Source organism: Neptunomonas phycophila, from assembly GCF_001922575.1.
Classification (GTDB): Bacteria; Pseudomonadota; Gammaproteobacteria; order Pseudomonadales; family Balneatricaceae; genus Neptunomonas; species Neptunomonas phycophila.
This window is the reverse complement of the sequence record NZ_MRCI01000001.1, coordinates 2,147,117-2,166,506: the sequence shown is the minus strand read 5'-3', so window position 1 is coordinate 2,166,506 and position 19,390 is coordinate 2,147,117. Positions and strand designations below refer to the sequence as shown.

At 46.0% G+C, this 19,390-nt stretch carries 20 protein-coding genes and 1 tRNA gene; 10 read left to right on the top strand and 11 right to left on the bottom strand.

Going from position 1 to position 19,390, the window contains the following annotated elements:
• Positions 1-14: 14 nt before the first annotated feature.
• On the bottom strand, positions 15-653 hold the full coding sequence (locus BS617_RS09840; protein WP_075172636.1) for an O-methyltransferase: 639 nt from the start codon (positions 651-653) through the stop codon (positions 15-17).
• A 232-nt stretch (positions 654-885) separates the two neighbouring features.
• On the opposite strand from BS617_RS09840, the gene BS617_RS09835 reads away from it, so the two are divergent.
• Both BS617_RS09835 and BS617_RS09830 read left to right on the top strand, forming a co-directional pair.
• Entirely contained in the window at positions 886-1,236 is a 351-nt protein-coding gene (locus tag BS617_RS09835; RefSeq protein ID WP_075172635.1) for a hypothetical protein, read from the top strand.
• Between the two features lie 4 nt (positions 1,237-1,240).
• On the top strand, positions 1,241-2,608 hold the full coding sequence (locus BS617_RS09830) for a DNA recombination protein RmuC (RefSeq protein ID WP_075172634.1): 1,368 nt from the start codon (positions 1,241-1,243) through the stop codon (positions 2,606-2,608).
• Between the two features lie 75 nt (positions 2,609-2,683).
• Here the strand turns inward: BS617_RS09830 and BS617_RS09825 are convergent, their stop codons facing one another.
• The 3 genes from BS617_RS09825 to pspA all read right to left on the bottom strand — a co-directional run bounded on the left by BS617_RS09825 (position 2,684) and on the right by pspA (position 4,120).
• The gene (locus BS617_RS09825; protein WP_075172633.1) at positions 2,684-3,127 is read right to left on the bottom strand and encodes a PspC domain-containing protein; all 444 of its coding nucleotides are present in this window, start codon (positions 3,125-3,127) and stop codon (positions 2,684-2,686) included.
• 16 nt (positions 3,128-3,143) lie between these two features.
• Entirely contained in the window at positions 3,144-3,383 is a 240-nt protein-coding gene (pspB, locus tag BS617_RS09820) for an envelope stress response membrane protein PspB (protein ID WP_075172632.1), read from the bottom strand.
• Between the two features lie 71 nt (positions 3,384-3,454).
• Positions 3,455-4,120: a phage shock protein PspA gene (gene pspA, locus BS617_RS09815; RefSeq protein ID WP_075172631.1), complete on the bottom strand. Its 666-nt coding sequence runs from the start codon at positions 4,118-4,120 to the stop codon at positions 3,455-3,457.
• Positions 4,121-4,334: 214 nt separating this feature from the next.
• Between pspA and pspF the strand changes: the two genes are divergently transcribed.
• From pspF to BS617_RS09775, 8 genes are all read left to right on the top strand, one after another.
• On the top strand, positions 4,335-5,447 hold the full coding sequence (gene pspF, locus BS617_RS09810; RefSeq protein WP_075172630.1) for a phage shock protein operon transcriptional activator: 1,113 nt from the start codon (positions 4,335-4,337) through the stop codon (positions 5,445-5,447).
• Positions 5,448-5,904: 457 nt separating this feature from the next.
• On the top strand, positions 5,905-7,227 hold the full coding sequence (ftsA, locus tag BS617_RS09805) for a cell division protein FtsA (RefSeq protein ID WP_075172629.1): 1,323 nt from the start codon (positions 5,905-5,907) through the stop codon (positions 7,225-7,227).
• A gap of 87 nt (positions 7,228-7,314) precedes the next feature.
• Complete coding sequence (gene ftsZ / locus BS617_RS09800; protein ID WP_075172628.1) at positions 7,315-8,544, top strand: cell division protein FtsZ; 1,230 nt, start codon at positions 7,315-7,317, stop codon at positions 8,542-8,544.
• A 121-nt stretch (positions 8,545-8,665) separates the two neighbouring features.
• Positions 8,666-9,841 carry a chromate efflux transporter gene (gene chrA / locus BS617_RS09795; RefSeq protein WP_083609989.1) on the top strand — a complete coding sequence of 392 codons (1,176 nt, stop codon included), beginning with the start codon at positions 8,666-8,668 and terminating at the stop codon, positions 9,839-9,841.
• Between the two features lie 109 nt (positions 9,842-9,950).
• Positions 9,951-10,038, top strand: a tRNA-Ser gene (locus tag BS617_RS09790).
• A 489-nt stretch (positions 10,039-10,527) separates the two neighbouring features.
• Positions 10,528-11,319, top strand: a complete 792-nt coding sequence (locus tag BS617_RS09785) for a type IV toxin-antitoxin system AbiEi family antitoxin (RefSeq protein WP_075173529.1) — start codon at positions 10,528-10,530, stop codon at positions 11,317-11,319.
• The gene (locus BS617_RS09780; protein ID WP_075172627.1) at positions 11,312-12,250 is read left to right on the top strand and encodes a nucleotidyl transferase AbiEii/AbiGii toxin family protein; all 939 of its coding nucleotides are present in this window, start codon (positions 11,312-11,314) and stop codon (positions 12,248-12,250) included. Before BS617_RS09785 ends, BS617_RS09780 begins: the two co-directional genes overlap by 8 nt.
• Positions 12,251-12,368: 118 nt before the next feature.
• Positions 12,369-12,635 carry a hypothetical protein gene (locus tag BS617_RS09775; protein WP_075173528.1) on the top strand — a complete coding sequence of 89 codons (267 nt, stop codon included), beginning with the start codon at positions 12,369-12,371 and terminating at the stop codon, positions 12,633-12,635.
• A 123-nt stretch (positions 12,636-12,758) separates the two neighbouring features.
• Here BS617_RS09775 and BS617_RS09770 read toward each other — a convergent pair whose 3' ends face one another.
• The 7 genes from BS617_RS09770 to urtC all read right to left on the bottom strand — a co-directional run bounded on the left by BS617_RS09770 (position 12,759) and on the right by urtC (position 19,384).
• Positions 12,759-13,133, bottom strand: a complete 375-nt coding sequence (locus tag BS617_RS09770; RefSeq protein ID WP_075172626.1) for an FmdB family zinc ribbon protein — start codon at positions 13,131-13,133, stop codon at positions 12,759-12,761.
• 71 nt (positions 13,134-13,204) lie between these two features.
• A complete protein-coding gene (gene fmdA / locus BS617_RS09765) occupies positions 13,205-14,437 on the bottom strand; it encodes a formamidase (RefSeq protein WP_075172625.1) in 1,233 nt (410 codons plus the stop codon).
• 33 nt (positions 14,438-14,470) lie between these two features.
• On the bottom strand, positions 14,471-15,622 hold the full coding sequence (locus BS617_RS09760; protein ID WP_075172624.1) for an AAA family ATPase: 1,152 nt from the start codon (positions 15,620-15,622) through the stop codon (positions 14,471-14,473).
• 52 nt (positions 15,623-15,674) lie between these two features.
• Positions 15,675-16,718, bottom strand: a complete 1,044-nt coding sequence (locus BS617_RS09755; RefSeq protein WP_075172623.1) for an aliphatic amidase — start codon at positions 16,716-16,718, stop codon at positions 15,675-15,677.
• 38 nt (positions 16,719-16,756) lie between these two features.
• Positions 16,757-17,446, bottom strand: a complete 690-nt coding sequence (gene urtE / locus BS617_RS09750; protein WP_075172622.1) for an urea ABC transporter ATP-binding subunit UrtE — start codon at positions 17,444-17,446, stop codon at positions 16,757-16,759.
• 10 nt (positions 17,447-17,456) lie between these two features.
• Entirely contained in the window at positions 17,457-18,200 is a 744-nt protein-coding gene (gene urtD / locus BS617_RS09745) for an urea ABC transporter ATP-binding protein UrtD (protein WP_139303156.1), read from the bottom strand.
• 11 nt (positions 18,201-18,211) lie between these two features.
• The gene (gene urtC, locus BS617_RS09740) at positions 18,212-19,384 is read right to left on the bottom strand and encodes an urea ABC transporter permease subunit UrtC (protein WP_075172621.1); all 1,173 of its coding nucleotides are present in this window, start codon (positions 19,382-19,384) and stop codon (positions 18,212-18,214) included.
• Between the last annotated feature and the right edge of the window lie 6 nt (positions 19,385-19,390).

Genomic DNA, 19,390 nt, shown 5'->3' with positions numbered 1-19,390 from the left:
TTATTTGTTGGGGATTACCTAAGCTTTCTGACTACGTTCAAGCCATCTCTCACGGTTAAAAATACATTCTCAAAGTCAGGGTCAGCAGCAATAATACGGTTAGTTTCCACTAAGGTGTCATCTATTTCTGATTCAGGTTGTACTACCTTACCTGACCAAAGCACGTTGTCTAAAATGATCAAACCACCCGGTCGTGTCAGCTCTTTAACAGCTAACCAATAATTCAGGTAATTACGTTTGTCGGCGTCAATAAATGTAAAGTCTAATGGGCCTTCAAGTGTGGCTAATGTATCTAAGGCACGGCCGAAAATTACATCGATTTTGTGCCCGTGTTCGCTGCGATCATAAAATGTTTGGGCAAACTCAATAGCGCGAGGGTTAGTCTCGCAGCAAATTAGTTTTCCATCCTCTGGCATGCCTTCGGCAATAGACAGAGCCGAGTAGCCAGTAAACATACCAATCTCTAATGCACGCTTGGGTTGATGTATCGCACTCAGCATCTTTAACGTTCGGCCTACTAGGCGGCCAGAAAGTTTTTGAGGCCAGCCCATATTTTGGTTAGTTGCATCGATTAGCTCTTTTAGTAAAGCGGGCTCTTCGCTTGTGTTTAAAAAGGCATAATCTTCTACGGCTTCGTTAACCAAGTACTCCATTGTTGCGGGATCTCTCTTAACAGTAAGTGACTCGCAAATCAGCTTGGTGCTGAATTGCGTGTTTTGGGTTACGCGGCTGTGCGCGGCTATTGGGTAATATGATACCACTCTAAATTGTTTTAAACGCTAGCTTATCGCACCCTTATGTACGCTATATGAAGACGCATATAGGGTTGAACTGCGTTTTGATCTACAATCACCCGCTTATTCATCAGTTGTTGGAGTTTTCGTTGTGGAACCATTATTTGTTTTTTTGTTTTCGGGCTTCGTTGCAATGTCAGCTGCGCTCAGTGCTCGGGATATTAATAAACTACCTGAAGAACAAAAGACAGGACGATTAGCTAGCCGCAATGCACAGGTTGCGGTTGTATTTGCTGGTAACTTGGCGGCTCTTACGCTGGTGGGGGCGTTAGCTTACGGTATGCGACAGCTGGAGTGGTGGATTCCGCTCGTATGTGTGTTTATCAGCTTTCCGGTTGTGCATTTCGTGTTTTTTCAGCGTTTATGGAGCGATTTGATCAATCTGAGTTTGATGACTTTGCTGGTTATCGTTGCGATCGCTGCTCTCTACTATTACTGGTGAAGACATGACGTTATCGTCATTATTAGCTGATTCTTCTTTGGTGGCGGCACTGATTGTCGGCTTGTGCGTGCTTGTTGTTATGTTACTCATATTGTTAGCGCAGCGTTCGCGTTGGATGGCTGCGCAGCAGACCCTAGAAGAATCATTGCAGCAATATCGATTAAATGAAGTGCGTTACGAAGAACAAGGCCGGCAAGCTGCTAAGTTGGAAGATAAACTCGAACAGCTTGTTTATGAAAATGGTGAACTGCACGAGCAGCTGTCTATTCGACAAACTCAAATGGCTGAAATGGACGCGCGTTATCAAGCTGAGAGGGCAAGTCATGAAGAGAAAATACGCTTGCTGAGTGAGGCGCGTGACCAGCTGCGGCAGGAGTTTCAAAATCTAGCGAACCAGATCTTTGATGAAAAATCGCAGCGTTTCTCTGAAAATAGTCGAAAAGAAATGGGTATGGTACTCACGCCTTTGCGCGAGCAGCTAGGAGATTTTAAGCGCAAAGTAGAAGATGTGTATGTACAAGAGGCCAAGGAGCGCAGGGCGCTGCATGCTGAAATTCATCAGCTAAAGCAGCTGAATCAGCAGATGAGTCAAGATGCGATTAACCTTACACAAGCGCTGCGTGGCGAGAGTAAAACCCAAGGTAATTGGGGTGAGGTTATTCTTGAGCGGGTTTTAGAAGAATCGGGTTTGCGCAAAGGTCATGAATATCAGGTGCAGGTTACCTTAAAGGATCAACATCAACGTTATCAGCCGGATGTGATTGTGCATCTACCTGACGGCAAAGATGTCATTGTTGATGCTAAAGTCTCGCTAACGGCTTACGAACAATATTGCTCCAGTGATGATGAGCAGGTTAGACAGCATCACCTGAAATCGCACCAAGTTTCATTGCGCAATCATGTCAGAGGCCTGAGCAACAAGGCTTATGAAAAACTAGAAGGTGTGCGATCCCTCGATTTTGTGTTGATGTTTGTTCCAGTTGAAGGCGCATTTTTATTGGCTTTAGAAAATGACCCGGAATTATTTCGATTTGCATTTGATCGCAACATTATGTTGGTGAGCCCTGCCACTTTGTTGGTCACTCTTAGAACGATTCAAAACATCTGGCGATATGAGCACCAAAACCAAAATGCGCAAGAGATAGCGAAGCGGGGAGCTGACCTTTACGATAAGTTTGTGATTTTTGTTGAGTCGCTGGAGGATATCGGTAAGCACCTGCATCGCGCCCAAGATTCCTATGAGCAGGCTTATGGTCGATTATCGACGGGGCGCGGCAATTTGGTTCAGCAGGCGATGAAGCTGAATGAGCTGGGGGTTTCCGGTAAAAAAGAGATTCCAAAAAATTTGCAAGATAAGGCAATGGATCACTAGCTGAATATGTTGTTTGGAATATTGATAAAAAGCCGCATTCATGCGGCTTTTTAGTGGGCGTAAGACTGGATCAGCTTACGGTTTTTGAGTGCGGTGTAACTCACGATCGAATTGGTATTTTTTAGAAGTAACGTGCGTTTCCATCGCGCGAATACGTTGATCTATTGAGCTGAGTCGGTCACGTATTTCGTAAATGCGGCTGGTGGCGGCTTCTTTATGGCTAAATACTTTCTGTTTAATATTTTGCGGCCCGTTTGGATTTTTAGGGGGCGTTTCGTGGTTATAAGTCCGTCCAGCATAAGGAGCCTCGGAGCGGCTTGCTATAAGAAACCAAGCTGCAATGTAGGCTAAGAAAGCAAAAGACCCGGTAAACATAAACAGTAGTATCGCTATAATTCGTAAGCCGGTAGGTGACCAGTTCATATTCTCGGCTAAACCACCACATACTCCGGCAATCCAGCGAGAACGTCGACTTCTGAATAGGTCGATATCCCAACCGCGGTTTTTAGCATCAAACATAAAGTACTCCTTTTTCCTAGGCAGAATGGCGATCACGCCAATCAGGCTGCTCGGCATCTAAGATGGTTTCGAGGGTTTGAAGGCGTTCTTCTACGCGATCGAGTTCGTTTAATGTCGCCTCCAGTGTTTGTTTGTCCTCCTCAGAGAGCCCTTTAGAAGCCCGCCATGTAGCGGCATAGTGAAGCACCAGCCATAAAGGGAGCACTAAGCCGAGGAAAATGACCGTCGGAACAAAAAAGAACACAAAACTGGACATTATTGATCACCACTCGTTAGAGGGAGGGAGCAAGCATAACTCCCGCCCATTACCATTAAAGTGAGCCGCATTTATTTTGCTTTTTGGCTCATGCGCGCTTTTAATTGCTCGAGCGCTTGATCGACCTTTTCGTCGCGGGCTAGGTCTTGGATTTCATCGGCTAAGTCTTTGCTGCCTATATCGTAACTTTCGACTTCCGCTTCCATATCGTCCATTTTTCTTTCATAACGTTCAAATTTTTCGAACGCTTCATTCAGTTTGTCACGGTTAAAGCGGCGGCGAATCTCAAGCTTAGATCGCGCTGTTTGTTCGCGAGCTAGCATAGATTTTTGCTTAGCTTTAGCATCGTTTAGCTTTTGTTGTAGCTGCGCAACTTCGCTATTGAGGTCAAGTACATGCGAATCTAACGCAAGCAATTCTTCTTTTGCAATCTCTAAGGTCTCATTTGCAGCTGATTGCTCTGCTAATGCAGCACGCGCTAAATCTTCACGGTCTTTTAGTAAAGCTAAAGCAGCTTTTTCTTCCCAGGTGTCTGCTTCTTTTTCAAGAGCGGCCATGCGGCGTTCTAATGTTTTCTTATCGGCCAATACTTTGGCGGAAGTTGAGCGTACCTCAATCAGTGTTTCTTCCATTTCTTGAATCATGAGGCGGATCATTTTTTCCGGATCTTCAGCGCGATCCAATAAAGAGTTTATGTTCGCGTTAATGATGTCCTGAAAACGAGAAAAGATACCCATGTGAATCTCCTGTGGCTGTTATCGCCTTTTTGGTTAAACACACCCGGCAAAACAGGTGTCGGGGTAGATGTGTTGATGTTAGGTACATAGCTATAACTGTGCCATGTTTTTAAGTTGCTGATTTATATAGATTTTAGTTATTGGCAGGATGTTTTTTTGATTTATGGTTGGTTTTTATGGCTAATTTATAGCTTTTAATGCTAAATTTTAGTTTATGAGGCTAAGTGATAAGACAAAAATATTAGGTGAATCTTCCCTGATGCTTGATCTAATGGACCAAATTTCGCGATTGGCACCATTAAATAAGCCCGTGCTGGTTATTGGAGAGCGGGGAACGGGTAAGGAGTTAGTCGCAGAGCGGATTCATTTTTTGTCGGGACGCTGGGATCAAGCTTTTCTCAAACTCAATTGCGCGGCAATGAATGAGAACTTGCTTGAAAGTGAATTGTTTGGACACGAATCCGGAGCTTTTACAGGAGCCTCTAAGCGTCATGTAGGGCGGTTTGAACGGGCTGAAGGCGGAAGTTTGTTTTTGGATGAGTTAGGTACCAGCTCATTAATGGTACAAGAGAAGTTATTACGTGTTGTTGAATATGGTGAGTTTGAGCGTGTAGGCGGGCAGCAAACTTTGCAGGCCGATGTTCGGTTAATAGCGGCTACCAATGCAGACCTATTAAATATGCGAGAAGAGCAGACTTTTCGAGCGGACCTTTTAGATCGCCTAGCATTTGATGTGATTCATATCCCGCCCTTGCGCCATCGCCAAGATGATATTTTGTTATTGGCTGAGCACTTTGCCCAGCGCATGTGCATTGAGTTAGGGCGCGAGTATTTCCCCGGTTTTTCCGCCGCCGCACAAGATGACCTGTTGAGTTACGCTTGGCCCGGCAATGTAAGAGAGCTAAAAAACGCTGTAGAGCGCAGTGTGTATCGTGAGTCAAATCACGAGCGGGCAATTGAAACCATGGTGATTAACCCCTTTATCGCACCTTGGCATATCTCGTCTGCAGTAGGAGCCGATATTGATTCTTCACAACAGTCGACGGTTATCTCAGCTTCGCCCAACGGGCCGGACGCCACTGAACGTCCCAACTTAAATAAACCTCAGTGGGAGGCGCAAAAGGATGAAGCGGCAGATTTAGAAACTCAGGTTAGGGGATTGGAGCAGCGCTTGCTCATAGAAGCCCTGCAAGTGAGCGGCTATAACCAAAAAATGGCAGCTGATAGGTTGGGTTTGACATATCACCAGCTGAGATCGCAGCTTCGTAAATATAAAATGATACCTTTAAAAAGGTTTATTGAGCGGATGAATAAGCAGGGTGACTAGCGTTTACGCTTGGTTTTTGGTGAGCTATAAAACCCAAAAGTGAATGAGTTTTTGTGAGAGATTTAATCATAATTGGTTTTTGATATTTCCATGAATAATCAAAATCAAATATTGATATTTTATATATTAATCAAAATTAAGTTTTGATATGTACGTTTTTTTCAAAATAGGATTTTGATTTTGGTTAAAAAATAACCGGTGGTTTTTTGGCGGAAGTTTTTAGCTTTTTAGCAAAGTTTGAAAAATAAAGAGATCGCTATCTCATTGAAATAACAATAAAACGTTAAAGTTCTATAAATAATTGCCGATTTAGTATTGGCATATACTGGTGATTTTTTGTACATTTATACTTAATGTAAACGCTGCGGTTTCAGCTGTTTTTAAACACCAGATAGCATATAATTTACAAATTACTTATTACTAACGTACTTTCACGAGTTAATCATCGGTCGCTAAGATGGAAATTGAGCATAATATGATCGTCGCACTTGATATAGGCACTTCAAAAGTGGTGTGTCTAGTTGCGGAGGTATTGGCGGATGGCCAAGTTGAAGTAGTCGGTATCGGCTCTCATCCATCCCGTGGGCTCAAACGAGGTGTCGTTGTTAACATCGAGTCAACAGTTACATCAATTCAGCGGGCAGTAGAAGAAGCTGAATTAATGGCCGGTTGTAAGATCCATTCGGTAACAGTGGGTATCGCTGGTAGTCACATCAGCAGCATGAACTCTCACGGGATTGTTGCCGTTCGTGAACGCGAAGTAACCGAACACGATTTAGAGCGCGTAATTGATGCTGCCAGTGCAGTGGCAATTCCGGCCGATCAGAAAATCCTGCATATATTGCCGCAGGAGTATTTAATCGATCACCAAGAAGGCATTAAAGAGCCGCTTGGTATGTCTGGAGTTCGCCTAGAAGCCAAAGTGCATCTAGTAACAGGCGCGACTAATGCCATTTTGAATATTGAAAAGTGCGTGCGTCGCTGTGGCTTAGAAGTCGATGGTGTTGTGTTGGAACAGCTCGCGTCCAGTTACGCGGTGCTGACCGAAGACGAGAAAGAACTAGGCGTTTGCATGGTTGATATTGGCGGTGGCACTACCGATATCGCGGTATTTACGGCAGGCTCTATTCGGCACACGGGTGTGATTCCTATTGCTGGTGATCAAGTAACTAATGATATCGCCATGGCATTGCGAACACCTGCGCAGCACGCTGAGAAGCTTAAAATTCAGTACGCCTGTGCCTTGGCTCAACTGGCGAATGCAGATGAGACGATTAAAGTCCCTAGCGTAGGTGACAGACCGCCTCGGGATCTATCGCGCCAAGCGCTAGCCGAAGTGGTTGAGCCTCGATATGACGAATTATTTACCCTAATTCAAACTGAGCTACGTCGCAGCGGTTTTGAGGATCTTATACCCTCGGGCATTGTTTTAACTGGCGGCACCGCAAAGATGGAAGGTGTTGTTGAATTAGCAGAAGAAATCTTTCACATGCCCGTTCGTTTGGCAATGCCGCAGGGCGTTCGGGGTATGGATGATATTTTACAAAACCCAATATTTTCAACAGGGATGGGGTTGCTGCATTACGCCGCACAGGGTGGCCAAGCCAACAGTAGTGCGACCACAGCGCATGTCCCGAAAATGAATGACGACCGTTTAACAAATTTAAAAGCCGATACGCCGTCTGAAAAACGAACAGAGAAGGAACGAAAGGTAAAACCGGTTAACGAAGGGCCGGGGTTGCTAAGCCGATGTAAAGATTGGCTGAAAGGGAATTTCTGAGTCAGTAATAGTGCTGGCTTGGATTACATAACTAGAGATAACTCGCGCAGTAGACGTTGTAGGCGCGGACCTGAAGGAGATTAGATCATGTTTGAAGTAGCTGATAGTTTGCCACAAAGCGCTGTCATTAAGGTGATTGGTGTAGGTGGCGGTGGCGGTAACGCCGTGCAACACATGGTAACCGCTGATGTTGAAGGTGTTGAGTTTATCTGTGCTAATACAGACTCTCAAGCACTACAAAATATGCTGTCTAAGGCGGTTATCCAAATTGGTGGAGAGCTGACTAAAGGCTTAGGCGCAGGCGCTAACCCAGAAGTAGGTCGTGAAGCCGCGCTTGAAGACAAAGACCGTATTGCCGAAATGATTACTGGCGCTGATATGGTCTTTATCACAGCAGGTATGGGCGGTGGTACGGGCACAGGTGCTGCCCCAATCGTGGCCGAAGTTGCTAAAGAGCTTGGCATTCTTACAGTAGCGGTTGTTACTAAGCCGTTCCCGTTCGAAGGCCGTAAGCGAATGAAGATCGCTGAAGAGGGGATCAAAGAATTAAAAGAGAATGTTGATTCATTAATCATCATTCCAAACGAAAAACTCATGCAAGTAATGGGTCGTAACTGTAGCCTTATTAACGCATTCAACACAGCAAACGATGTACTGCGTGGTGCGGTTCAAGGTATCGCCGATCTAATTACCCGTCCAGGTATGATCAACGTCGACTTTGCCGATGTTCGCACTGTTATGTCTGAAATGGGCATGGCAATGATGGGTACAGGCGAAGCGCGTGGTGATGATCGCGCGACAATTGCTACGGAAGCGGCGATTAACAGCCCTCTACTTGAAGATGTTGATTTAAAAGGCGCTCGCGGTATTTTGGTTAACATTACAGCTGGCTTAGATTTAAGCTTGGGTGAGTTTTCTGAAGTGGGCAGTATTGTTGAAGAATATGCCTCTGAAAACGCGACGATTGTAGTCGGCACGGTTATTGATGCCGAGCTAAGTGATGAAATTAAAGTCACAGTCGTTGCTACAGGGCTTGGACAGGCGCAAACCGAAGAATTAAAGGTGGTTAATGGTGGAACAACATCGCGTGTTGTTTCCTCTTCGCCATCACATTCTCACTCTGCACCATCGAGCAGCCGTTCAGATTTTAACCAACTGGATCTGCCAACCGTTTTACGTAATCGAGCGGATGAGCGTCAGCGTGCTGCTGCACCAGAGCAAGAGAACGACATGATGCAATCCGGCATGAAGAAAACAGGCACTGACGATATGGATTTCCTAGATATTCCGGCCTTCCTTCGTCGTCAGGCTGACTAATCTACTGGTCTAACGACCTTTCAGGTGCTTTATTTGGGCCACTCTTTGAGTGGCCTTTTTTTGTATATGTCATATAGTCGTCACTCACCCATGGAAAAATAACAGTAAAAAAGGGGGCTCTATGCGCAGTTTGTTTTCAATTTTCTCTATCTTCTTTAGGCTAGGTTGTTGGTCTTTTGGTGGACCTGTAGCGCATTTAGGTTATTTTCAACGCGAATTCGTTGATAAAAGGCAGTGGCTTTCAGAACAAGAATATCTGGAGTTAATTGCTCTCTGTAACTTTTTGCCCGGCCCGGCTAGCTCGCAAACCGGAATGGCGATTGGCTATCAACAACGTGGTGTTCTGGGAAGCTTAGTGGCGTTTGCTGGGTTTACGTTGCCGTCCATGCTACTAATGATCGCCTTTGCATTGTTGATGACTACGCAGCTCAGTAATGACTTAGAGGCCATCTTACACGGCTTTAAACTGCTGGCCGTTGTAGTTGTGGCGGATGCTATTCTAAAAATGCTCAGAGTGTCTATTAAGAGCCATTGGCACAGTGCTTTGGTTGCCGGTACGGCTATAGCGGTCTTGCTATTACCCGGTGCGGCAGCACAGCTGATCATATTGTTATTCGCCGCTTGGCTGGGTTATTTATTTATGCAGCCTAAAATCTACAACCAAACCCACTCTGATCTATCTGAAAAAAGTACTTCTGGCGCTAAAGTGAGCCAGATGGCGGCTATTGCATTTGTGGCTGGATGGGCACTACTTCTGGTTGCTTCATGGTTGCTACCCTCTACGGCCTGGTTAGAAAGCATTTACCGCGTGGGTGCAACTGTATTCGGCGGAGGCCATGTCGTTTTGCCATTGCTCAGTGCCGAGCAAAGTATAACGAGTACTGTTATGGCCAGTGAGCTATTAGCCGGTTACAGCATTGCTCAAGCCATACCAGGGCCTATGTTTACCTTAGCCTCCTATTTAGGCGTTATGTTGGGTAGCGGTGTTTTAGGCGGTGTCATTGCAACAATCCTTATATTTTTACCAGGCTGGTTGTTGTTGCTTGCTGTACTACCTCATTGGGAAAACCTACGCAGTAACCGGACACTTCGCGGCATTTTAGGTGGTGTTCAGTTAGGTGTTATCGGCTTATTAGCAGCTACCTTGTACAGCTTTGTTTGGGTAGGCACGGTAAACGGTGCTATGGATATGGCCGTTGTTGTGGGTCTGTGGTGGTTGCTGTGTTCACTAAAATGGCCTGTGTGGCGAGTTGTTCTAGTGGCTGGTGTTAGCGGATTTGTAGCCTTTGCTGGCTAGCGGATAATCGGTTAAACCCGACCATCGATACAAGGCGCGAAGAGTAGGCGAAAAGTGCTTATTTTATTTGCAGTTAGTAGTCAGTATGCTACTATGCGCGCCTCATAACGGTGAGGTGTCCGAGTGGCCGAAGGAGCACGCCTGGAAAGTGTGTATACCGCAAGGTATCGAGGGTTCGAATCCCTCCCTCACCGCCATATTCTAAAAAATAGACGTCTGAGAGCGTCTTTTTTTATGCCTTCAGTTTGTCAAAATCAATTAGTTATGTACGTAAAGTTCCAGTGTGATTCTACGCCATCTACATTCTAGGTGTAGGTTAGATGGTATACAGTTTTTTTCATCTATCTAACCGCCTACACTTTCGACTAAGGAGGTGCTCATGGTGAACTTAAAGTAAGTTGCCAGCACTCAAGAAGTCATTGGCACAACTGTTCCAGTAATCAGCGCCGTTTTACTGGGCACCTGAATGTGAGCCGTAGTAGGCAGTTCACTTAAAGCAATCAAACTTAGGTCTACACAACATCGGGTTATTGGTGATGTTGTGTAGACCTTTTCATTTCAACAACGCCACATTAGCAAACTTGGTTTACGGTATTTGGTATATTAACACCTAAAGTGTTAAAATCCCTGTCACAATAAACTGCATGGTTTATACTGTTCGTGATATTCATACTTTTGGTGTTAAAATGTCATCTAAGATAAACTGGCTTGTTGCTCATACTTCTCCTGGTGCGCTCGTACTTCAGCAATGGCTGACTGAAAACGGCGTGAGCTACTCGTTGGCTCAAAAGTACGCGCAGAACGGTTGGCTGAAGAAGCTTAGTTCTGGTGTGTACTATCGTCCAAATGCGCAGGGCGATATAAAGCCAACTTGGGTTGATGCCATTCAAGCATTGGATGTGCAATTGGGAGTTTCAGTTCATTTGGCTGGATTGAGCAGCTTAACTCACCAGGGACTGAGTCACTATTTACAGCTGAACAAAGAGCAAGTTTGGATTTGCGTTAAAAACAAGTCGTCCTTACCAAAATGGTTTCGTGATTTCCCTTATCAGAATTGGTTTTACTGTGGAAACCATAAACTTGAATTGAATCCCGAGAAAGATTTGAAAAGAATCACGGTTAAAGAGAAAGAACTAACTGTCAGCTGTGCAGAACTTGCGGCCTATGAAGTGGTAGACGCGATTGGAAAGCTGATTTCATTTGAGCATGTCGCAGAATTATTTCAGGGTTTAGTCAATCTTAGCCCTAGAAAAGTACAAGATATTCTTGAACGAAGCAGCTCTGTTCAGGCAAATCGAATATTTCTATTTCTGGGTCGATACTACGACCACCAGTGGGTCAATCGCGTAGATGAAACAAGAATTAAATTGGGTGCAGGAAAGCGGCAGGTTGTTGAAAAAGGACGTTTTGACGAGCGATATCAAATCACAGTGCCAGAGATATTAAGCGTCAAAAAAGGTGAACAACATAATGGATAAGGATAGCCCATACTACAAACAGGTTTCCTTGCTCATAAGAATGCTGCCTGTGGTAGCAACAGAGACGGTTTTTGCACTTAAAGGTGGCACCGCCATTAATTTATTTGTGAGAGATTTTCCTCGGTTATCAGTAGATATTGATCTTGCTTATCTGCCACTTGAACCAAGAGATGAGGCTTTGATTAATGTCAGGGCTGCATTGCAACGCATTACAGACAGAATCAATACTCAACCAGGTATCCGAGCTGCATTTCAAGATAATAAAGTTGATGAACTGAGAATAGTTGTATCAAGTCCAGTTGCGACAATCAAAATTGAAGTCTCGCCCGTCGCCAGAGGTACATTGCATAATGCAGAGATAATGCCAGTTCAAGAGTCTGTTGAAGACGAGTTTGGTTATGCTGAGGTTCAGGTAGTCAGTCTTCCCGATCTGTATGGTGGGAAATTGTGTGCTGCAATGGACCGCCAACATCCTCGTGACTTATTTGATGTGCGTATGTTACTTGGCAGTGAAGGGATTTCGAGAGAGATTTTAGTGGGTTTTTTAACCTATACATTAAGTCACCCTCGGCCTATTAATGAAGTCATGTCGCCAAACTGGCAGCCTCTGAATGAGAAATTTCAGGCAGAATTTGACGGAATGACTTTTGAAAAAGTTGAATGTGAAGACTTAGCTTCTGTAAGGTCTATGATGTTAACTTCGCTGCAAAAACATTTCACAGAAAGGGATCATGCCTTCCTTATGTCATTCAAAAGAGGGCAACCTGACTGGGCATTGTTTGACTATCCTAATGCAGCAGATTTGCCAGCGATTCGTTGGAAGTTGCAGAACATTAACAAATTGGCAAAGAACCAAGTAAAACATCAAGAGCAATTAGATAAATTGAAGCAAGTGCTTGATGGTTGGCTTGTTAACGCAAAAGCCGAGTAATTCGTTCTTAACAAACTTCTACTTTTAGCGCCAGTTAAAAATGGGAGGATTACCGGTGTTTGCTCATATTTTGCTATTTTATATACTTAAATACCGTATCAAAAATGGAATTGTTCATATGAGTTTGGAACGCTATACCTTGCAAGATCGGTTAATAAGCTTTGTGGCAGGGATGGTTTTCGCGGTTCCGACGGCGGGGTTTATTTGGCTTTTCACAAATACAAAATTAGCCGTGTGGGGGCCAGACGGGGCATTTCTTGGCTCAACGGGTTTTTGGGCTGTGTTGGGAACCTTTGCGATTATTGCTTTGGTTGCTCCAGACTTATTTCCTGATTTTTTAGGAAAGGTATGGCAAACAATATTGAAAGTAGGGCATTGGTGGTAGTTGAAAGCCAGCTATACGTATTCAAACGGATAGCTGGCAAAAAGTGTCATTTAGATTGCATCCCCACAATCCAGCGTTCAGTTTCACTTTACAAGACACGCTCCGAAGAGCGCTTTGATCACTTTAGTGGCTAATCATCCACGGGCGCATGGATGGGAACATCTTGTTGCCATCGGCGGTGTAAAAGAGGTTACTTTTCTTTTTAGGTTGGCATCCGCAGTTGCTGCCGTGTTTGTGTGCGTGCCTTGCTGCTTCTTCTGCTTTTTTCTCTTTATGTTGCGCCATGGTTATGATCTCTGGCGCATGCTGGGCTTTTTCGTTGCGCTCTATGGCTTCACGCTTTTCTTTGAGCATATTCAGAAATTCTGGTGGTAGTGTTAAAACGCGGGCAGAAATTTGGCCGCATTGCGGGCAGGCGCACGGTTGGTCGTAGTCTTCTAGGGTGGCAAGCTCTTCAAATACACCGTGTTTTGCGCATTTATATTCGTACATTGGCATGGTGTGCTCCTTTGTTCCTATTACGGGCAGCCTAGTGATAGGCTGCCTTTTACACGAAGGGTGGGCTTTATTTACTCTTTGTCAGGTGCTAACGGTATGTCGATGCTGCCATCGAGGTGTTTTATTGGGCCGTCGCTGTTGGGTTTGATATCAAAGTCGAAGATATCCGTCGGTAACCATAAGGTTGCACAGGAGTTTGGAATATCAACTACGCCGCTAATGTGGCCCTGCACAGGTGCACAGCCGAGGATGGCGTAGCCTTGAGCGGGAGAGTAGCCAAACTTCGTGAGATAGTTGATCGCATTAAGACAGGCTTGACGATACGCAACGCTAGTATCCAGATAGTGTTGTTTGCCATCTTCATCCACAGAGATGCCTTCAAAGATGAGGTAATCATCGTATTTAGGCACCATTGGGCTTGGTTTGAAGATTGGGTTTTTAACATCATACTTTTTCATGCCGTCTTTGATTAAATTAACGCGCATGTGTATCCAGCCTGCCATTTCGATAGCGCCGCAGAAGGTAATTTCGCCGTCGCCTTGGCTGAAGTGGAGGTCACCTACGGATAAGCCAGCACCGTCTACATAAACAGGGAAGTATACTTTTGCACCGCGAGTTAAGTCTTTAATGTCGCAGTTACCGCCGTGCTCACGAGGAGGGACTGTTCGCGCGCCTTCGCCAGCGGCTTTGGCTTTATCATCACCTTTCATGCGTCCCATATGCGCTGTTTCAGCAAAGGGTAGGCAAGCTAACGCGGGCTCGCGTTCTGGATCGGTATCAAAGAGTTCTTTCTCGCGCGTGTTCCACATCTCTAACATGTCTTTTGAAGGCAGGCAGCCAATTAAGCCAGGATGAAGAATACCGGCAAACTCGACACCGGGAACATGGCGCGATTTTGTAAACATGCCGTTAAAGTCCCAAATCGACTTTTGGGCTTCTGGAAAATGATTGTCGAGGAAGCCACCGCCGTTTTTCTTTGAGAAAAATCCGTTAAAGCCCCACTGTTGTTCTGCGAACGCACCAATGTCGAGGATGTCGACTTCCAACAAATCACCGGGTTCTGCGCCTTCGACGGCTATAGGGCCGGAGAGAAAATGAACTTGAGTGAGGTCTACATCGCGGACGTCGGATGCGTCGTCATCGTTTTTTATTTGCCCGCCGGTCCAGTCGAAGCACTCGACAATAAAATCATCACCGGGTTTTACCGTAGCGACCATTGGGATGTCGGGATGCCAACGGTTGTGCACGTTGTCATGCTCGTAAGCGGATTTGTTCAGGTCGATTTTAATAATTGTATCGGTCATCTTCTTTCTCCTTACGAAGTCATTTTGGCTTCTTTAAAAAGTGGACTTTGGTTCTAATGGTTGATGCGTGTCTGTGGACGTTGCATCGTTTATGGGTAGTAACGTGAAAGTTAAGCGCTCACCGTTTTCGGTAGCGTGATACGTGCTGGCCGCTTCTGGGTAAGGTGGGTTTGTGATCATTGCTTCGGCTAGCGGGATAATGACAAGCTCTCGATAGCGTCGTTTGATTGATCGGGCACCAAACAATGGATCAAATCCATATTGGCGAATAAAAGCGACCGCACTGTCATCAAGCTCAATAGCCACACTTTTGCGGCGTAAACGTTGGTTTGCCGCTGCGGTTTCTAGTGCGATGAGGATATCTAGGTGCTCAGTGCTGAGCGGCTCAAATAAGGCAATGCGGTCAATGCGATTAAGGAATTCAGGATCAAAGTGTGCATGCAGTGCGTCGTGAATTACAGTGTCACGGTTAGGCTGAAAGGGACTTTGGAATATAAAGCGCCGCAAGAACCCCATTTTACCAGCACGCCGTTGTGCGCTGGCCCATGTGCGCGAGCCGATGTTGCTGGTCATGAATATCAGGCTGTTGCAGAAGTCGAGTTGATGGTTACCTGATGCAAGGCGTAAATGCCCGGTATCCAGAATATTCATCAAGCTGCGAGCAACGTCTGGGCTAGCTTTTTCGATTTCATCGAATAAGACAATACCGGGGCGGCTGGCGGTGCCGGCTATTTTGTCGGCATCAAAAAGGCTGGTGCCTTCTTTACTGCCGACGTATCCCGGAGGCGCCCCTGTAATGGCTGCGCTGTAATGGCTTTGGGATAGGGTGTTCATGTCAATGCGGCAAAACTGATTGCAGTCACCATGAATAGCTTTAGCTAATAGGCGAACAATCTCTGTTTTGCCAACGCCAGTATCGCCAATATATAAAGCAACGTAGAGCGGTCGGTCATTATCAGCCAAGTCAGCTTTAATCACTTTTAGCTGCTGATACAAGGACTCAATGACTTTGCGCTGGCCTGCAATGTGGTGCAGTAACAAGGTTTTAATTTCATCTGGGTCAAAGGCAAAACGAGACCGCAACGGCTGGTTTTTCGTTGCATGACTTTGGCTTTGTGCTAGCGGTGTTTGAACCGCTTGGGCTGCCGGGGCAGTATCATGTAGTCGATCAGTAATAAACGGCATCCCGATTCCCCTTATAGGCACGTGTGCTCGTTGCCCCGATAGTCAACATTGCTTAACCCATTTCCTTTTCAGATGCGCCTGCTGGTAAATTACCTACTGGGCAATCGACCACGCCTATGGTGTCGCGCGTCATGGCTTCTACATCAGATTGGGCTTTTTCGGCGTCCATCACCCAAGTGCGATAAAACTCAAATGGGCAGTCAGCAATACCTTTATCGCCGTCGCCTGAGTTGTGCACGCCGGTGTAGCCTCGATGGAGTAATTTGAATAAGTGGTTTTGTGATTGGTCGTTAGCGCGTGCATCCCGTATTTGCGATACCGAGAGTTGGGCGTACTGGATACCCATGTCTTCTTCACCGCACTCGCCAAGTGTGCGTCCGTCAAAACCGACAATGGCTGAGTGTCCAAAATAAGAATACACACCGTCAAAGCCGGCGGCGTTGGCTACCGCAACATAGCAGTTATTGGCCCAAGCCATGGTTTTGGCCATCATGACTTGCTGCTCTTTGGCTGGGTACATATAGCCTTGGCAACGCACGATGAGTTCAGCACCACGCATAGCGCAATCGCGCCAAATTTCCGGGTAGTTACCGTCGTCGCAAATAATTAAGCTGATTTTCATACCCTTTGGGCCGGTTGTTACATAGGTGCGATCACCTGGATACCAGCCTTCGATAGGGCACCAAGGGATGCATTTACGGTATTTTTGAACGATTTCACCCTCGTTATTGATGAGTACTAGCGTGTTGTAGGGTGATTTATGAGGGTGTTCTTCGTGCTGCTCACCGGTGAGTGAAAACACACCCCATGTGTTGGCTTTTTTACATGCCGCAGAGAAGATGGCGGTCTCTTCTCCGGGGATGGTGGTGGCTGTCGCCATCATTTCGTCTTTGTCGTACATGATCCCCATGGTGCTGTATTCGGGAAACACAATAAGATCCATGCCGGGGAGCCCTTGTTTGATACCAATGATCATGTCGGCAATCTGTTCGGCGTTGGCTAAAACGTCGGATTTAGTGTGTAGGCGTGGCATCTTGTAGTTAACTACGGCTACACCAACGGTGTCTGGGCTGCTTGATATATCACCGTGTCGCATGGCGTATTTCCTCTATCTAGTTGAAAAATCGATCATCGTTAAACGGATAAGTAACGTGCAATAGTGTCTGGGTCGGCATCGGCACAGGGCACGTCATGGACGATGTTGCCTTTTTCGATAACAAGAATTCGATCGGCAACATCCATCGCAAAGCTCAGTACCTGCTCGGATACAAGAATGGCGAGGCCGTGTTCGTCACGTATTTTGCGTAAGGTGCGTGCCATTTCTCGGATGATGGAGGGTTGGATGCCTTCGGTCGGCTCATCCAGCAACAATAATGAGGGGTTGCTGGCTAAGGCGCGCGCAATGGCAAGTTGCTGCTGTTGCCCGCCGGATAAGTTGCCTCCACGGCGGTCTTTCATCTCTTTAAGTACGGGAAACAGTTCGTAGAGATGCTCGGGAATACTGTTGCTTTTGGTAGAGGTAAGGCCGGTGCGGATATTCTCTTCAACCGTCATTGTTGAGAAAATCATACGGCCCTGCGGCACAAAGCCCAGCCCAGAGGCGACACGCTGATGGCTTTTCATGCCACTAATTTCAGTGTCTTTTAACGCGACACTGCCGCCAGCCGATGGGATCATTCCGATCAACGATTTCATTAGGGTCGTTTTACCCATGCCGTTACGGCCTAACACGGCAACAATTTCGTTGCTGCCAATGGTTAAGTTCATATCATTGATGACCTTACTTTGGCCGTAAGCGACATCATATTGATTAACAGTTAGCATGTTCGTCTCCTTAGTGGCCTAGATACACTTCAACGACTTTGGGGTCGCTTTTGACATGCTCTAATGAGCCTTCGGACAGTAATTTCCCTTGATGTAGTACGGTTACGCGATGGGCAATGTCTTCTACAAACTGCATGTCGTGCTCAATCACGAGTACGGATCGATCTTGGGTAATCCGGTTGAGTAGTTCAGCTGTTTGTTTACGTTCGGCGATCGACATGCCAGCCACCGGCTCGTCTAGCATCAGTAGGGCGGGATCTTGGATGAGCAACATGCCAATCTCTAACCATTGTTTTTGCCCGTGGCTAAGCAAGTCGGCGCGTTGATAGAGGTGCTCTTTCAAAAAGATCATGTCAGCGATTTCATGAACAGACTCGATAACAGCCTCATCTCGCTTAAACATTAAAGCGCCAAACACACCGTGGCCTTTTGGGTAGGAAAGCTCTAGGTTTTCAAAAACGGTTAAGTCTTCGTATATGGATGGGTTTTGGAATTTACGCCCGACTCCCGCATGAACTATTTCATGCTCTTTCATACGGGTTAGTTCTTGATCACGGAATTTGATAGAGCCATCAGTGGCTTTGGTACGGCCGCAAATTAAATCCAGTACGGTGGTTTTCCCAGCACCGTTAGGTCCGATAATGACGCGTATCTCTCCTTCATCCACATAGAATGAAAGGTCGTTTACCGCTTTAAAGCCATCAAAGGATACGGTTAGGCCTTCTACAGAGAGTACAAAATCTTTCTTAGACATGATTCCGGTCCTCAAGATGGGTTAGCAGGGCTAGCGTTAGGGATTGATGCATCATTGCTTTCGGTTTTTGCCGCGGGGGCTTTGGCCGGTGTTGATGAGCGGCGAGAGGCCAAAAACTTCTCTTTTAGTGTGACGTAAACGCCTGCTAATCCATTAGGGAAGGCCAGTACTACACCAATGAAGAGGGCACCCATGGCGAATAACCATAGTTCTGGGAACGCCTCTGACATAGTTGTCTTAGCGGCATTGACTAATAGCGTTCCGTAAACCGCGCCAATTAATGAAAGACGCCCGCCAACTGCACAAAAGATGACCATTTCGATGGAAGGCACGATGCCAACTAAGGTCGGTGACATAAAGCCTACTTGAAGCGTGAACATAGCTCCGCCAATGGCTGATAGCATGGCAGCAAAGCAGAACACAAAGATCTTAAAGTTGGATACGTCATAGCCTGAAAAGCGCACCCGATCTTCTCGGTCTCGAATGGCTACAAGTAGACGGCCTAGCTTACTTTTCATCACAAATTGCGATAGCAACAGCACAGCAAATAAGCAGCCTACGCATAGAAAGTAGAGGACATATTTGGCGTAATCTGAGCGGATATCCCAACCTGCTAGGGTACGCAGATCTGTTATACCGTTAACTCCACCTGTGTAACCTTGTTGACCAATAATCAGAATGGTAATAATTGCGGCGATAGCTTGTGTGATGATCGCAAAATACACACCACCAACACGGCGCTTAAACATGGCTACGGCAATAATGTAAGCAAACAACGGAGCGATAAATAAGATGGCTAAAACAGTAAAGCCTAACGAGTGGAAGGGCTCCCAAAACCAAGGCAGCTCGGTGAGCTGGTTCCAGTCCATAAAATCCGGGATACCGGGTGTAGACTGAATAGCGGTGGCTTCGGGGGTTGAGGCTTCTAGCTTCAAATACATAGCCATTGCATAGCCGCCTAAGCCGAAAAACACCCCTTGGCCTAAGCTTAGGATCCCGCCGTAACCCCAACAAAGTACAAGGCTAACAGCAACAAAAGCGTACGTAAGGTATTTACCGACCAGGTTGAGTCGAAAGATATCCATGGTCAGTGGAAGAATGACAATCAAAAGTAAAGCTAATAAGCCGTAGTGGAGTATGTCTTTCTTTTGAAAAAACGAATGCGTACTGGCTGAAGTCGTCATAGATAG

Bases quoted from the DNA above. Each gene is read 5' to 3' on its own strand.
- BS617_RS09840 (WP_075172636.1), bottom strand. From the start codon at position 653: ATGGAGTACTTGGTTAACGAAGCCGTAGAAGATTATGCCTTTTTAAAC.
- BS617_RS09830 (WP_075172634.1), top strand. From the start codon at position 1,241: ATGACGTTATCGTCATTATTAGCTGATTCTTCTTTGGTGGCGGCACTG.
- BS617_RS09825 (WP_075172633.1), bottom strand. From the start codon at position 3,127: ATGTTTGATGCTAAAAACCGCGGTTGGGATATCGACCTATTCAGAAGT.
- pspB (WP_075172632.1), bottom strand. From the start codon at position 3,383: ATGTCCAGTTTTGTGTTCTTTTTTGTTCCGACGGTCATTTTCCTCGGC.
- pspA (WP_075172631.1), bottom strand. From the start codon at position 4,120: ATGGGTATCTTTTCTCGTTTTCAGGACATCATTAACGCGAACATAAAC.
- pspF (WP_075172630.1), top strand. From the start codon at position 4,335: ATGAGGCTAAGTGATAAGACAAAAATATTAGGTGAATCTTCCCTGATG.
- ftsA (WP_075172629.1), top strand. From the start codon at position 5,905: ATGGAAATTGAGCATAATATGATCGTCGCACTTGATATAGGCACTTCA.
- ftsZ (WP_075172628.1), top strand. From the start codon at position 7,315: ATGTTTGAAGTAGCTGATAGTTTGCCACAAAGCGCTGTCATTAAGGTG.
- chrA (WP_083609989.1), top strand. From the start codon at position 8,666: ATGCGCAGTTTGTTTTCAATTTTCTCTATCTTCTTTAGGCTAGGTTGT.
- BS617_RS09785 (WP_075173529.1), top strand. From the start codon at position 10,528: ATGTCATCTAAGATAAACTGGCTTGTTGCTCATACTTCTCCTGGTGCG.
- BS617_RS09780 (WP_075172627.1), top strand. From the start codon at position 11,312: ATGGATAAGGATAGCCCATACTACAAACAGGTTTCCTTGCTCATAAGA.
- BS617_RS09775 (WP_075173528.1), top strand. From the start codon at position 12,369: ATGAGTTTGGAACGCTATACCTTGCAAGATCGGTTAATAAGCTTTGTG.
- BS617_RS09770 (WP_075172626.1), bottom strand. From the start codon at position 13,133: ATGCCAATGTACGAATATAAATGCGCAAAACACGGTGTATTTGAAGAG.
- fmdA (WP_075172625.1), bottom strand. From the start codon at position 14,437: ATGACCGATACAATTATTAAAATCGACCTGAACAAATCCGCTTACGAG.
- BS617_RS09760 (WP_075172624.1), bottom strand. From the start codon at position 15,622: ATGCCGTTTATTACTGATCGACTACATGATACTGCCCCGGCAGCCCAA.
- BS617_RS09755 (WP_075172623.1), bottom strand. From the start codon at position 16,718: ATGCGACACGGTGATATATCAAGCAGCCCAGACACCGTTGGTGTAGCC.
- urtE (WP_075172622.1), bottom strand. From the start codon at position 17,446: ATGCTAACTGTTAATCAATATGATGTCGCTTACGGCCAAAGTAAGGTC.
- urtD (WP_139303156.1), bottom strand. From the start codon at position 18,200: ATGTCTAAGAAAGATTTTGTACTCTCTGTAGAAGGCCTAACCGTATCC.
- urtC (WP_075172621.1), bottom strand. From the start codon at position 19,384: ATGACGACTTCAGCCAGTACGCATTCGTTTTTTCAAAAGAAAGACATA.